Annotated in this window: 10 protein-coding genes; 6 read left to right on the forward strand and 4 right to left on the reverse strand. The window is 49.3% G+C overall.

Features of this window, described 5'->3' with window-relative positions; translation table 11 throughout:
* Positions 1 to 17: 17 nt before the first annotated feature.
* Both B2X65_RS10300 and B2X65_RS10305 read right to left on the reverse strand, forming a co-directional pair.
* On the reverse strand, positions 18 to 425 hold the full coding sequence (locus tag B2X65_RS10300; RefSeq protein ID WP_290612437.1) for a phosphate ABC transporter substrate-binding protein: 408 nt from the start codon (positions 423 to 425) through the stop codon (positions 18 to 20).
* A gap of 9 nt (positions 426 to 434) precedes the next feature.
* Positions 435 to 1,589: a porin gene (locus tag B2X65_RS10305; protein WP_290612438.1), complete on the reverse strand. Its 1,155-nt coding sequence runs from the start codon at positions 1,587 to 1,589 to the stop codon at positions 435 to 437.
* A 363-nt stretch (positions 1,590 to 1,952) separates the two neighbouring features.
* Between B2X65_RS10305 and B2X65_RS10310 the strand changes: the two genes are divergently transcribed.
* Together B2X65_RS10310 and B2X65_RS10315 are read left to right on the forward strand one after the other, a co-directional pair.
* Complete coding sequence (locus B2X65_RS10310; protein ID WP_290612439.1) at positions 1,953 to 4,109, forward strand: S46 family peptidase; 2,157 nt, start codon at positions 1,953 to 1,955, stop codon at positions 4,107 to 4,109.
* Positions 4,110 to 4,248: 139 nt separating this feature from the next.
* On the forward strand, positions 4,249 to 5,952 hold the full coding sequence (locus tag B2X65_RS10315; RefSeq protein ID WP_290612440.1) for a diguanylate cyclase domain-containing protein: 1,704 nt from the start codon (positions 4,249 to 4,251) through the stop codon (positions 5,950 to 5,952).
* On the opposite strand, the gene B2X65_RS10320 is transcribed toward B2X65_RS10315, so the two are convergent.
* Positions 5,949 to 6,380, reverse strand: coding sequence for an HPP family protein (locus tag B2X65_RS10320; RefSeq protein WP_290612441.1), 432 nt, complete (start codon positions 6,378 to 6,380; stop codon positions 5,949 to 5,951). The two genes, B2X65_RS10315 and B2X65_RS10320, sit on opposite strands and share 4 nt — an antisense overlap.
* 286 nt (positions 6,381 to 6,666) lie before the next feature.
* Between B2X65_RS10320 and B2X65_RS10325 the strand changes: the two genes are divergently transcribed.
* The 3 genes from B2X65_RS10325 to B2X65_RS10335 all read left to right on the forward strand — a co-directional run bounded on the left by B2X65_RS10325 (position 6,667) and on the right by B2X65_RS10335 (position 11,506).
* Entirely contained in the window at positions 6,667 to 7,785 is a 1,119-nt protein-coding gene (locus tag B2X65_RS10325; RefSeq protein ID WP_290612442.1) for an efflux RND transporter periplasmic adaptor subunit, read from the forward strand.
* A gap of 11 nt (positions 7,786 to 7,796) precedes the next feature.
* The gene (locus B2X65_RS10330; protein WP_290612443.1) at positions 7,797 to 10,883 is read left to right on the forward strand and encodes an efflux RND transporter permease subunit; all 3,087 of its coding nucleotides are present in this window, start codon (positions 7,797 to 7,799) and stop codon (positions 10,881 to 10,883) included.
* Positions 10,884 to 11,017: 134 nt separating this feature from the next.
* Positions 11,018 to 11,506: a fasciclin domain-containing protein gene (locus B2X65_RS10335; protein ID WP_290612444.1), complete on the forward strand. Its 489-nt coding sequence runs from the start codon at positions 11,018 to 11,020 to the stop codon at positions 11,504 to 11,506.
* On the opposite strand, the gene B2X65_RS10340 is transcribed toward B2X65_RS10335, so the two are convergent.
* A complete protein-coding gene (locus B2X65_RS10340) occupies positions 11,507 to 12,397 on the reverse strand; it encodes an EamA family transporter (RefSeq protein ID WP_290612445.1) in 891 nt (296 codons plus the stop codon).
* Positions 12,398 to 12,665: 268 nt separating this feature from the next.
* Between B2X65_RS10340 and B2X65_RS10345 the strand changes: the two genes are divergently transcribed.
* Positions 12,666 to 13,964, forward strand: a complete 1,299-nt coding sequence (locus B2X65_RS10345) for a DUF3422 family protein (RefSeq protein WP_290612446.1) — start codon at positions 12,666 to 12,668, stop codon at positions 13,962 to 13,964.
* Positions 13,965 to 13,977 lie beyond the last annotated feature (13 nt).

The following is a 13,977-nucleotide window of genomic DNA, read 5'->3' on the forward strand; positions in this document are numbered from 1 at the left end:
CTAACGCTAATTCAGCGCTAATTCAAGGTCAGTACTACTTTAACTGCATCTGTTACGCTGGCCGCATCTACATAGCCAATAGCATCCGGGTTCTGGGCAACGTAATCAATTACTGCGGCTTCCGTCGCTAATTCAAGCGGGGGCGTACCCTTACCGGTAAAAACCAGTTTGGCCCAATGAGATTTTAACTGAGCCGAAGATCGACCTACCCCTTTTTCATCAAACTGGCCGCGCAGTGGCAAACTTTCTGCCAGATTTACTGCAACAAGCACTGAAGAGCGGCCGGTGTAAAGCCGGGTGAGCTCATCGCTGGTAACAGCAGAGTTTTGGGCCGGGTTAACGATAACAGCAATATCTGCCCTGGCCGGCAATACAATCGTCGCTCCAGCAACAACTAACACAGTGACTAGTAATCTGCTTAACATAAAGGCTCCTTAAAAAATCAAGTCGACACCGAAGGCCAGCACACCGTTACGCTGGCCTGTCGTATCAAGATCTTCTGAACTGAACTGTGCTTTAAAAGCAGCAGAAGGATGAAAGTCATAACGTAAACCGACATTCCAGGTACTGGCATCACGTTCCTGCGTTGCTACCAACCCTTGTAATGGCACCAGTAGTTGTGGTGGTAACACACTGCTGTAGGGCTGATAGATACTAACTACTGCATCATTATTTTCGCGTTCATAAGAAATATAGGGAGTAAAGCTATTAATGCGCTTGCCGATTGAGGCGTACCAGTTTTTCTGAATTGAAATAAAGCTGTTTTCAACCTCGACCCGGGTATATTCTGCTACCGCTATCCAGTTACTGTCGTCGTAAGTCAGGCCAACGCCGATAAAATTGGAACTCTCATCATCAATATCAATCGCTTCTACCACGGGCGCTAAGCCGTTCGCAGTCAGTGCCTGATATAAATTTCCAACAGTAAAGCCTGGCGCTAAGCTAACGGGGGCCGTTTCAATGCTGGTTTTACCGGTAAGATAAGCAAATCGGGCACTTAGCGAATCTTTTGCCAGCTCCCAGGTTATTCCGGCAACATTGTCAATCGTGGCATTCACCTGCACACCACTTAAGCTGGCATCACCATCATAACCACCAAAAATTAATTGTAAGGTTGAATCAAGACTTCCCAGCTGCGCCGTGCGGTAAAAGGTCAGCCCTTCAATCGTATCAAAGCCCAGACCGTAAACGCCCTGAGGCACCCTCAGCCAGTCATAGGCATACCCGACATCTTTAAAGTCAGAATATTTATAAAATGGTGTACGCAGTCTGCCAGCATTAATGGTCATATTGTCAGTGAGCTGATAGCTGATAAATGCCCATTCAAAGCCAACATCAAAATCGTCCCGGCCACGGCCAAGCAGCTGAGCCGTCACAGACAGTTTTTCACCTAAATCAGATTTAACCTGAAGCGCAATCAAACTTTCATTTTTAAAATCCAGTGTATCGTCATAACCATACAGTTGCTCATCACTGCCGGTCGTCATACCGGCTTTGATTGAAGCAAAACCATTTATAGTAGTGTCAGCGGATACGACGGCGGGGGCCAGAACAACTGCAAGCGACAAGGCGAGTAGACTTTTTCTCATTATTACCTCACTGAACTATTTATGCGGTATGCGCCAGATAGCGCTAATCCATGACAAAAATAGTAATTACCGGAATGAATCTATTAATTCAGTTTTACCATCAACTGTTACAGCGTAGGCTATAAACAGCGAAATTGGCATAAGCATTACCCAATTTTTTTGAGACAAATCAACTTACTGTCAATCTGCGTCATGGCAATACTTTATTAACTACGTTGCATGCAGCAAACTGGCGCATTAAAAAGCAATATTAACGGATAATGCCCCAACAGGGTTAGCCGCTATCTTGACAAGCTTTAGCCAGACAACGAGTATAGCGTGGTCTTGCGTTCGATACGCTTTAAAAAAATTAAAAGAGAAATTATGAAAAAATCGTTATTAATCCTGGCATTCGCCAGCAGTGCTGCTCTGGCGGACGAAGGCATGTGGATGCCGCAACAATTACCTGACATTGCCAATGAATTAAAAGCTGCCGGTTTAGAACTTGACCCGGCTAATCTGACTAAACTTACCGAATTCCCAATGGCAGCCATTGTCAGTCTGGGTGGCTGCTCTGCATCTTTTATCTCGCCAAACGGTTTGGTCGTCACCAACCACCACTGTGTCTATAACAGCATTGCGCACAACTCCACACCGGATAATGACTTACTGGCCAATGGCTTTCTGGCAAAAGATTTAACCGACGAAGTGCCCGCGGCACCGGGCAGCAGGGTTTATGTGACCAAAGCAGTAGATAATGTCACTGCCCAGGTTATTGACAGCGCAACGGCTAAGCTAAGCGGCAAGCAACGGATTGATGCGATTGAGGCCAACCAGAAACAGCTGATAGCACAGTGCGAACAGGACGAGGGACACCGTTGCCGGGTTGCTGCTTATTATGGCAGCCTGGAATATTACTTAATTAAACAGCTGGAAATTAAAGATGTCCGTCTGGTGCATGCACCGGCTGAGGGAGTTGGTAAATTTGGCGGCGACACCGATAACTGGATGTGGCCCCGTCATACCGGCGACTATGGTTTTTTAAGAGCCTACGTAAGCCCACAAGGCAAGTCTGCAGATTATCATACCGATAACGTACCTTACCAACCCGATCATTACTTAAAGCTGGCAGCTGAAGGACTTCAGGAAGGCGATTTTGTGATGGCGCTTGGCTACCCTGGCCGGACTAACCGGCACCGGTTACCTGCTGAGGTCAGCGAAACATTCGAATGGAGCTATCCGAATACCGTACAGCAGTTCAAAGATACTCTGGCCATTATTGACCGGGTTACTTCAACCAATAAAGATGCCGAGCTGAAATATGCCAGCAGAGTTGCCGGCCTAAATAATTACATGAAAAACCGCCAGGGCATGCTAGATAGTTTTGCACAAAGCGACTTCTTAGCCCGTAAACAGGCGGAGCACAAAGCGCTGAGTACCTGGGTTAACAGCAGCCGCGACAATAAAAAAGCCTATGCAAAAGATCTGACTACTATTGATCAACTGTTAGCAGAGGAACATCGCCAGGACCGCGCTGATTATGCGCTTAACAATGCCACGCCCCGACTGCTTACTGTAGCACGCTCGCTATATCGGTTAGCGCAGGAAAGTACTAAACCTGACGCCGAACGAAAAGCGGGTTACCAGCAGCGGGATATTCCCCGCTTTAAAGCCTATGTCGCCGGCATGGAGCGTAACTTTGATGTCAGCGTGGAAAAAGCCCTGGATTTACATAATCTGACCAAGTATGTGGCGTTACCCAAGCAGCAGCGTAACGCAGATTTTGACACGGCCCTGGGTATTAAAAGCAGTATGAGTCAAAACGAGCTGTCAGCACTGATTGATAGCTGGTATGCCAACACCGGTTTAACGGAATTGGCTAATCGCACTGCCCTGATTGACAGTCAGCCGGCGCAGTTTAGTCAAAGTGCAGATCCGTTTGTTATGGCCGCCGTTGCGCTTTATAAAAGTGATTTGAAGCAAGAAGCCAAAGAAGAGCAGCTGGCAGGGAAAATCCAGCAAGCTTATGCCAGCTATATGCGGGCGAAAATGGCGTTTATGCAGTCTAAAGGGCAAGCTGTTTACCCGGATGCCAACAGCACGCTACGGGTAACTTACGGCAATGTAAAAGGCCGGGCACACGGTAACGAAGATGGTAATGCCTGGGCACCGTTTACAACCCTGCGTGGTATTACCGCTAAAGCAACCGGTGAGGGTGAATTTAATGCCCCGGCCGAACAACTGGCAGCGATTAACGCTAAGAATTATGGGCCGTATCTGGTGCCAGCGATAAATTCGGTGCCGGTTAACTACCTGGCTACATTGGATATTACCGGCGGCAACTCAGGCTCAGCGGTGCTTAATAGCAAAGCCGAGTTTGTCGGGCTGGCGTTTGACGGCACCCTGGATTCCATTATCTCCGACTGGGATTACAATCCGGCTAATACCCGATCAATTCAGGTAGATTTGCGCTTTATGCTATGGCAAATGCAGCAGGTTGATAACGCTACTGCCCTACTGGCAGAAATGGGCGTTAACTAACCGCTTAAACTTATCGGGGTAAACCTGGTAAGTTCAATACGGTATTTTTACAAAAACCTCTGCGTGTCAGAGGTTTTTTATTGGAAAACATAATGAATAACTGGTTAACCTCAAGCCAAGCGTCTAATATTAGCGTTCCATGGATAAACACAGTAAGTATTTGCTTAAAGAGTCCAGCTTAATTCAAATGCTTGATCCTCTGGCCGCTGACTGGAATAACACGCAGCGCTCAGCCCCTGATAATGCCGCTGGCAAACTCGCGGCAGATATTAATTTTTCCCGTTTAAACAGTTTGTTCGACCATTTTTTGCAGGCTATGGGTATTGCTATTGCATTAGTTGGTCTGGATGGAAAAATACTCGCGTCCTCAAAATGGCAACGCGCCTGCATGCAGTTTCACCGGGTTAATGAAACCAGCAGGCAACGCTGCCATGAAAGTGATGTCGATTTAGCCTCGAACATGCAGCAGGGAAATAACTACGCGATTTATAAATGTCGCAATGGCCTGACCGATTGTGCCACCCCCTTAGTCATAGACGACGTGCATGTTGCCAATCTGTTTATTGGTCAGTTTTTTCTAACCGAACCCGATCCGGCCTTTTTCAAAGCGCAAGCAACCGAACTGGGACTTAGCCAGCAGGACTATCTTGCTGCCATCGCAGAAGTGCCGATAGTGGCAGAAGAAAAACTTCCGGCGCTGTTAAGCTTACTGACCTCACTGGCACAGCAAATTGCCGAACTTAGCATGGCTAATCAGCGCTATGCCCGCACCATAAGCTCGGTGGAGCAAAAAATTGCCGAGCGTACCCAGGAACTGGAATTACAGAATCTGATATTAAGCCAGATAAGTCAGGGTGTCAGCCTGACTGCAATTTTTACCAATATGGTGCAACAAATTGAATTACTGCACCCGCAAATGCGCTGTTCTGTGTTATTGCTGGATGAAACAGGTCAACATTTGAAACATGGCGCCGCGCCCTCCCTGCCCGACTTTTATAATCAGGCTGTCGACGGCATTGCAGTTGGCATTGGCCAGGGTTCATGTGGCACGGCTGCCTTTACCGGCGAACCAGTCATTGTCGAAAATATCAACGAGCATCCTTATTGGCAATCTTTTCTGGAAATAGCGCAACGCGCCAAGTTGGCGGCATGCTGGTCACACCCGATAAAAAATGCTGAGGGTAAAGTACTGGGGACTTTTGGTATTTATCATGACGAGCCTTGCCGGCCGACCAGCGGCCAACGGCAGAAAATAGCCAGCTACAGTAATCTGGCAGAGCTGGCAATCAGCCGTAGTTTGTCCTCAGAAAAAATTCGCCAGCTGGCGTTTTATGACGCGTTAACCGGTTTACCAAACCGCCGCCTGCTGGAAGAGCGACTGCAGTTTGCTATGTTAAATAGCAAACGACAGCAGAGCTATAGCGCCATGATGTTTGTCGATCTGGATAACTTTAAGCCAGTTAACGATTTATACGGCCACAAGACAGGTGATCACGTTTTATTTCAGATTGCCGAACGGATCCGCAATGTAGTGCGTGAAGCCGATACGGTCGCCCGCTTCGGTGGCGATGAGTTTATTGTCGTGTTGCATGATATTGGCAAATCGGCAGCGCAATGCCAGCAACTGACGGAGCAGGTGGCAACTAAAATAGCGGCAACTATTAACGAGTCCCTGGTAATTGAGCAGGACCAACAGCTTCGGCATCATTGCACTTGCAGCATTGGTCTGGTGATGTTCAGTGGTGATACCACTTCAGCCGACGTGCTGTTACGGCAAGCCGATGCCGCCATGTACCAGGCAAAAAACCGGGGCAAAGATCAGCTATGCTGGTATCAGTGCTAAGCCTGCTGTTTTAATAACCTGGCGGCCAGTCTGACAAAATCTGCAGAGGTTAGTATGCCGGCAATGCGGTTGGCACTATTGACCACCGGTAAGCAACCGTGGCGATTAGTAACAAAAAAATCAGCAACTTCAGCCAACGACTGCTCGGGTGTTACCGTAGCGAAGTCAGTCGCCATTAATTCGCTTACTAACAGCTGCTTTTCTTTGCGCTCCAGCGCTACCGCACCATACTGGGCCATTAAAGCCATGACTTTGGCTATCATAATTTTCTGGGTTAACATTCCTACCAGCTCGCCACTGTCATCAATCACCGGGATGTGACGCACGTTTTTGCTGCGCATTAAATCGTGTGCGTCCTTTAAACTATCACTACGGCGCACACATAATGGGTCAGCGGTCATCAGTTCAGCAACTTTGGTCATTGTCATTATCGCGACTCCTTTTCATCCTGCAATTAAGCTGTTTATTACAGGTATAGCGAAAAACTGACAGCCTTGCCTGATACAGATCATGTTTTGTTGCCGCTAAGCCCGGTTAATTGCCCAACACGGCTCAAATAACAGCAGGCGGTGCTAAACCACAGTCACTTGCCAGCAGTATTACCCGTGCCAATGGTGGCATCAGCTGACCCGGCAGATAAAGTGTTACTAAAATTCACAATAAAAGGCTGCGATAGTCGTTATACTTACCCCCGTTAATTTAAAAGGAGAACCCATGTTTAAGCGCATGTTAATAATGCTGATTGTTGCCGGCCTGATTTTCGGGGGTATTTTTGGTTACAAGGCTATTGGTAACCATTTTATGAACCAATATTTTGATACCATGCCAATGCCTGTCGCAACCATTACCGCCACAGAGGTGACCACAGCACAGTGGCAACCTTTTGTCAGTGCAGTCGGCAGCTTCGCCGCGATTAACAGCGCCGAGCTTTCAACTGAGGCCAGCGGTATCATCACCAGCATTCAGTTTGACAACGCCAGTGAGGTTCAAAAAGGCCAATTGCTGATAACCCTGGACGACAGCATAGATCAGGCTGATTTTACCCGTTTAAAGGCAGCGCAACAGTTGGCGGAACTAGAATTAGATCGGTTGCAAACCTTGCTGCGTGATAAAGGCGTTTCGGAACTGGATGTCAGGCGCCGTGAAAGTGAAGCCGCGCAAGCGAATGCAGCGGTTGCCTCGCAGCAGGCTCGCATTGCTCAGAAAACCATTCATGCACCCTTCGACGGCGTGACCGGTATTCGTCAGGTCAGTCTGGGCCAATTGGTTTCACCTGGCGATAATGTGGTCTCATTGCAATCACTTGATCCTATTTATCTGAATTTCAGCTTGCCAGAACAACAACTTGCCAGCATCACTGCCGGCCAGCAGCTTACCGTCAATGTAGATGCCTGGGCCAATCAGCAGTTTAGTGGTGAAATTACGGCTATTGCTCCAGCAGTGCGTCAGTCCAGTCGCAGTATTGAAGTGCAGGCGACATTTGCCAATCCGCAACATAAGCTGCGGCCGGGGATGTTTGCCCGGGTGCAGATGGATACCGGAACAAGCCAGCATGTGACGCTGGTACCGCAAACTGCCATTCAGTTTAATCCTTATGGTAATTCGGTGTTTCTGATCCGCAATGAAGACGGCAAACTTACCGCTCATCAGCGTTTTGTCAGCACCGGTCAGAGCCGCGGCGACCTGATTGCGATAACAGATGGCCTTCAGGCCGGCGATGTTGTCGCAACCTCAGGCTTGCTGAAGCTTCGAAATGGCGCCCAGGTAAAGATCAGTGACAACGAACAGGTTATGCCCAGTGCAGATCCAACGCCCAGCCCGGCTAACCAGTAAGGATTAATACCATGCGCTTTACTGATGTCTTTATAAAAAAACCGATCCTGGCCTCGGTTGTCAGCTTATTTATTATTCTGCTCGGCCTGCGGGCCATTATGGATATGAATGTACGGCAGTTTCCGGAAATTCAGAACGCGGTTGTTACGGTAAACACCGTGTATGTTGGCGCAGATGCCAACCTTATTCAGGGGTTTATCACCACGCCGCTGGAGCGCGAGATTGCCTCTGCCGAGGGGATCGACTATCTGGTTTCCACCTCAGTAGCAGGTTCCAGCACCATCGAAGCTTATCTGCGCCTTGACTATGAACCTAATGAAGCGCTGACTCAAATCGCGGCTCAGGTAAACAAAGTTCGCTCAGAATTGCCAGAAAATGCCCGCGACCCGGTCATTTCTTTAAAAGTCGGCCAGGACACGGCAGCAATGTATCTGTCGTTTTATTCCGACGTACTGGGTAATAACCAGATAACCGACTACATAGTGCGGGTTATTGAGCCACAACTGGCCACTATTCCCGGTGTGCAGCGGGCTGACATTCTTGGTGCCCGTACCTTTGCCATGCGGATCTGGCTTGATCCGGCCAAGATGGCCGCCTTTGGCATTACCGGTTCAGATATCAGCAGCGCCCTGCGCAGTAATAACGTGTTGGCGGCACTTGGCCGCACTAAAGGCCAGATGGTCGCGGTGGATTTAAATGCCGCCACCGATTTACGCAGCGCAGAGCAATTTGCCGACCTGGTCATTAGCGCCGACAGCAATGCCCTGGTGCGCTTAAAAGACGTCGCCACGGTGGAGCTTGGTGCCGAAAGCTATAATAGCTCAGTAAGTTTTAATGGCCTGGCAGCCACCTTTATCGGCATAGAAATTTCGCCCGATGCCAATGCGCTGGATGTGATTGCCGAAGTCAGGAAGGTCTGGCAGCAGGATATTCTTACCCAGTTACCAGAGGGTCTGGATGCCGACATCCCCTACGATTCTACCGAATATATTGAGAACGCCATTGACGAAGTGGTCATTTCTATTGTGCTGGCGCTGGTCATTGTTATTCTGGTGATCTACGCCTTTTTAGGCTCAATGCGCAGCGTTATTATTCCGGCCGTGGCCATTCCGGTGTCACTGGTTGGAACCTTCTTTTTAATGTGGCTGCTCGGCTTCACCATTAACTTACTGACCTTGCTGGCTATGGTGCTGGCTATCGGTATCGTTGTTGACGATGCCATTATTATGCTGGAGAACATTCACCGCCACATGGAAGAGGGTAAGTCGCGCACAGAAGCAGCCATACTGGGAGCCCGCGAGCTGGCCTGGCCTATTATTACCATGTCGACCACCCTGGTTGCGGTATTTTTACCCATTGGGTTTGTCGGAGGGCTAACCGGCGTATTATTCGTTGAATTTGCCTTTACCCTGGCGGCCTCGGTTATTTTATCAGGGGTGGTTGCCCTGACGCTGTCGCCGGTAATGTGTGCCTATATCCTTAAACCACATAACAGCGACAATCCAAACGATAACTCGCTGGAACACTGGCTTGATCAACGTTTTGAATCCTTACGCAGCGGCTATCAGCGTCAGTTACACAGCACCCTGAATTATCTGCCGGTGGTACTGACTTTTGGTGCCATTGTGCTGGTGTCGTGCTACTTTTTATTTGTGACCAGCCCCTCAGAGCTGGAGCCGCCTGAAGATCAGGGCTTTGTCTTCTCAATTCTGGAGGCAGACAGCTTTGCCACCCTGGATTATCTGGAAAAAAATACCACTGAGTTAAATAAGCTCAGCAACGTCGCCCCGGAAATTAAAAATATTTTTATTATTAACGGTACCGGTAGCACCAACAATGCTATCGCGGGCTTTGTGCTGGCGCCTTGGGATAAACGCGAGCGCACTACCGCTCAGGTGCTGGAGCAGAATATTCAGCCCTTTATGGCCGATTTGCCCGGTATTAACAGCTTTGCGCTGATACCGCCTTCACTGCCATCTCCCGGCGGTGGCACGCCGGTGGAATTTATTGTCGGTTCTACCCAGCCATTTGCTGCGCTGGAAAGTGTGGTGCAGGAGATCCTGGGCCGGGCGATGGCCTCAGGTCGTTTTATTTTTGTCGACAGTGACTTAAAAATAAACCGGCCGCGGCAGACGGTTGAAGTTGATCGGGAAAAAGCCGCGTTAATGGGCGTATCAATGCAGCAAATTGCCGCCGATCTTGGCAGTTTAATGTCAGGTGCGGATGCGGGTCGCTTTGCTTTAGATAACCGCTCATACCGGGTTATTCCGCAGGTAGCGCGCAGCGAGCGACTGAACCCGGAACAGCTGAAAGACTTTTACACCCGTAACCGTGATGGTGAACTGGTGCCTTTGTCAGCACTAGTCACCTTATCCGAGTCGGTGCAGCCTCAGGCGTTGAAGGGGTTTCAGCAACTTAATGCAGTAAAAATATCCGGCGTACCACGTCCGGGCGTGCCGTTAGGGGATGCCTTAGCGGTACTGGACCAGATAGCCGCAGAAGTTATGCCTGCAGGTTTTAGCGTTGATTATGCCGGTCAGTCCCGTCAGTTTAAGGCCGAAGGCCAGCAGCTGGTTGTTACCTTCTTTTTTGCGCTAGTGGTTATATTCCTGATTTTAGCGGCACAGTTTGAATCATTTAAAAATGCCATCATCATCCTGGTAACGGTACCAATGAGTGTTTGCGGTGCATTAATTTTCACCAGCTTAGGTGTTACCAGCATTAATATTTATACTCAGGTGGGCCTTTTAACCCTGGTAGGGTTAATCGCCAAACACGGTATATTAATTGTGGAGTTTGCTAATCAATTACAGGTTGAAGGGCGCAGTAAACGTGATGCCATTGAAGAAGCCACCTCAATTCGCTTGCGGCCGATTTTAATGACGACAGCGGCAACGGTGCTGGCAATGATCCCATTACTAATAGCAACCGGTGCCGGCGCCGGATCACGCTATGCCATGGGCCTGGTTATTGCCAGCGGCATGACCATCGGTACCCTGTTCACCTTGTATGTGGTGCCAGCAATGTATCTGTTATTAGCCCGGGATTATCAGTTACAGCCCCAAGACAATAGTACTGCAGAGAATGCCAGCAGCTAAGTAACCGCCACTGTGTAATAAAAAGCCCGCATCATAACTGCGGGCTTTTTGTTTAACAGGTGATCGCTTTAGTTGTTTACTTCGTTAATAGCACCGACAACCTTGTCCTGAAAAACGTAACAGAAGGAAACATTATGAAAGTCTCACAAATATTTACCGGTTCGCTGTTGCTCGCATCTTTAATGCTGACTGTACAGGCGCACAATCACAAAAAATCGGCTGACATTGTCGACACTGCGGTCGCTGCCGGCGATTTCACTACTCTGGTTAGCGCTGTTAAAGCTGCCGACCTGGTTGAAACACTAAAAGGCGAAGGCCCGTTTACCGTATTCGCGCCGAACGATGCAGCCTTTGCCAAAATACCTGCTGCCGATTTAAACGCGCTGGTTGCTGATAAAGCAGCATTAACCAACGTCCTAACCTATCACGTCGTGGCAGGTAAAGTGATGGCTGCTGATGTCGTTAAATTAACCTCAGCCACTACAGTGCAGGGCCAGGACGTAGCCATTGAAGTGAAAATGGGCAAAGTGTACGTTAATGGTGCCCAGGTTATTGCCACTGATATTAAAACAAGCAATGGCGTAATTCACGTATTAGATAGCGTTATCATGCCAAAAATGTAATTAGTGTTCGGTAACAACCGGCGAGGCAGTTTTAGTCTTGCCGGCAGTTAGCGAGCTACCAAGCGAAGCGATAATAACCAATACAATAGCCAGCCACTGCCACAGCGTCAGAAACTCAGCCAGAAACAAAAAACCTGCCATGGCCGCGATTGCCGGTTCCATACTCATAAACACACTAAAATTTTGTGACGTCATATGGCGTAGCGCCACCATTTCCAGCGAATATGGAATAGCACTGGATAAGATACCCACCAGCAAGCCCAGTGGCAGCACCTGCCAGCTTAGCAGCGCCAACCCTTGAGTCACTGCGCCCACCGGCACCAGCACTAGTGCAGCGACCGTCATCCCAAGCGCCACCGTAATGCCACCGGACGCCTGCGAGCCGGTTTTTTTACCAAATAGAATATAACCAGCCCAACATCCACCTGCCGCCAGGGCTTGGAGCACGCCAACCGGGTCCAGCGCATCAACCCCACGCATATCAGGCAACAACAACAGTATGCCGCCGATGGCACAGACTACCCAGAATAAATCGCGCTTACGCCTCGAGGCCAGCAGCGCGACCGCTAATGGGCCGGTAAATTCCAGCGCCACGCCAATCCCCAAAGGGATACGGGCAATCGCCAGGTAAAACAGGATATTCATACCGCCCAGACACAGGCCATAAACAATAATGGCCTGCCAGTCGCGCCCATTGGGCAAGGCTTGCCAGGGCCGGAATACCAGCCACAATATGATGGCGGAAAACCCCAGCCGTAGCGCCGTAGTGCCATCAGGGCCAATCAACGGAAAAAGCTGCTTTGCCAGCGAAGCACCGCTTTGAATGGTGATCATGGCCAGCAACACGCAGCCAATTGCCAACAGTAAGGTTTTATCAAAGGTACGCGCCATAGCAGCAGTCCGGGTGAGGTAAAAAGCAGAAGCATAATACTACCTGACCCTGCCCTATCATGCAGCAGCTTGCTTCGTTTTAGTACAGAATTAATGCCGGTATAAAAATCTTCAGAATATAACCTTCACAGATATTTCAAACCATTGTAAAGAGTTAGGCGCAAACTTCAGGTTGCGTTCCAGCCAGATGCCAACTGGCACAGGATCTGCTTAGTTTAAGGTAACCGACTTTTTGCCTTTCCGGTTTTCTGTGATTGAGGACGACATTATGAGTAAGCTAAGCTTAAGAAATCATCCGCTGCGCGATGTATTGGATAAAGAGCTCCGCCAACGGACTTTTCCGGCACTTAACACCCCATGCCGGCTTTGCCATTTTACCTTTACCGTTGCCAGTGCTTCGCGCCAGCTGGAATTCAGTCTGATGCAGCAACACGCTGAACAACAAGGTGCCCATCTAACCGAAACGGACCAGGATCTTAATATTCCATTATTTGCCGGGACCCTGCGCTGGGAGCGCCACGGCGAGTTTTCCAGCTATACATTTATTTTACCCGGCAATGCACCGGCGTTATTTGATGATCCACTGAGCTTTTTGCCCAGCTACGATTGGTTTGATGAACTACCTGGCCAGCTATTCCGGGTGGTGCAGCTAACCATACTACCCGCTAAAGCCTTGCCCGCCAAAGGCGAAATAAACCGCTATTTTAATGATGAAACCTGTATCAGCAGTATGCTGGCCGGGCAGAAAGCCCGGATATGGACTGATTTTCAGAAGCATGCTGAGGGAGCCGGCAGATTACTGCTGGTCGATTATGGCGTAAGCCCTGCAAGGCTGGGTCGGCTGGTCCAGCACTTATTTGATCTGGGTAACTACCGCAAATTAGCATTACTTGGCTGGCCGGTCGCCCGCCAGTCCTTGCAAAAACTGCACAATCTGGAACAACAATTGTCTGGTTTAACCCAGCGGATCCAGCAGGAACAAGACAATGACGAGAGGCTGTTAAACCAGATCACGCAGCTGGCCGCACAGACCGAACATTTAATTGCCGAAACCAGTTCGCGCCTGGCAGCGACTGCGGCCTACTATCAACTGACACAGGACCGCCTAACCGCGCTGGATGAAACACCGATCAGTGATCTTATGTCGCTGCAGGATTTCACTGAGCGCCGATTAACGCCGGCGTTTCGAACCAGTGAGTCGGTACAGACCCGGCAAACCACCCTAAGCGCCAGGCTCGGGCGTTCCACCGAGTTATTAAGGACCCGGATCAACCTGAAACTGGAGCAGCAAAACCAGCAATTACTGGTCTCTATGGATAAAAAGGCCAGGCTGCAATTAAAACTGCAACAGGTGGTAGAGGGCTTGTCCTTTGTGGCCATTAGCTACTATGCAGCGCAACTGGCCGATAAAGCAGTGCTCGCTATCGCTTTCTGGTTACCAGGGCTGAATGTCAGCTTGTGGCGCAGTATCAGCCTGCCGCTGGTATTAGTGACAGTGGCATTGCTGTTAACCTATTTAAGCCGGCAACTGCAAAAAGATCAGGCGCTGCAAGATAAAGCACACTGAAGCGGCTTCTGAC

The sequence above is a fragment of the Arsukibacterium sp. UBA3155 genome (assembly GCA_002364615.1).
Classification (GTDB): Bacteria; Pseudomonadota; Gammaproteobacteria; order Enterobacterales; family Alteromonadaceae; genus Alishewanella.

Bases quoted from the DNA above. Each gene is read 5' to 3' on its own strand.
- B2X65_RS10300 (WP_290612437.1), bottom strand. From the start codon at position 425: ATGTTAAGCAGATTACTAGTCACTGTGTTAGTTGTTGCTGGAGCGACG.
- B2X65_RS10305 (WP_290612438.1), bottom strand. From the start codon at position 1,589: ATGAGAAAAAGTCTACTCGCCTTGTCGCTTGCAGTTGTTCTGGCCCCC.
- B2X65_RS10310 (WP_290612439.1), top strand. From the start codon at position 1,953: ATGAAAAAATCGTTATTAATCCTGGCATTCGCCAGCAGTGCTGCTCTG.
- B2X65_RS10315 (WP_290612440.1), top strand. From the start codon at position 4,249: ATGGATAAACACAGTAAGTATTTGCTTAAAGAGTCCAGCTTAATTCAA.
- B2X65_RS10320 (WP_290612441.1), bottom strand. From the start codon at position 6,380: ATGACAATGACCAAAGTTGCTGAACTGATGACCGCTGACCCATTATGT.
- B2X65_RS10325 (WP_290612442.1), top strand. From the start codon at position 6,667: ATGTTTAAGCGCATGTTAATAATGCTGATTGTTGCCGGCCTGATTTTC.
- B2X65_RS10330 (WP_290612443.1), top strand. From the start codon at position 7,797: ATGCGCTTTACTGATGTCTTTATAAAAAAACCGATCCTGGCCTCGGTT.
- B2X65_RS10335 (WP_290612444.1), top strand. From the start codon at position 11,018: ATGAAAGTCTCACAAATATTTACCGGTTCGCTGTTGCTCGCATCTTTA.
- B2X65_RS10340 (WP_290612445.1), bottom strand. From the start codon at position 12,397: ATGGCGCGTACCTTTGATAAAACCTTACTGTTGGCAATTGGCTGCGTG.
- B2X65_RS10345 (WP_290612446.1), top strand. From the start codon at position 12,666: ATGAGTAAGCTAAGCTTAAGAAATCATCCGCTGCGCGATGTATTGGAT.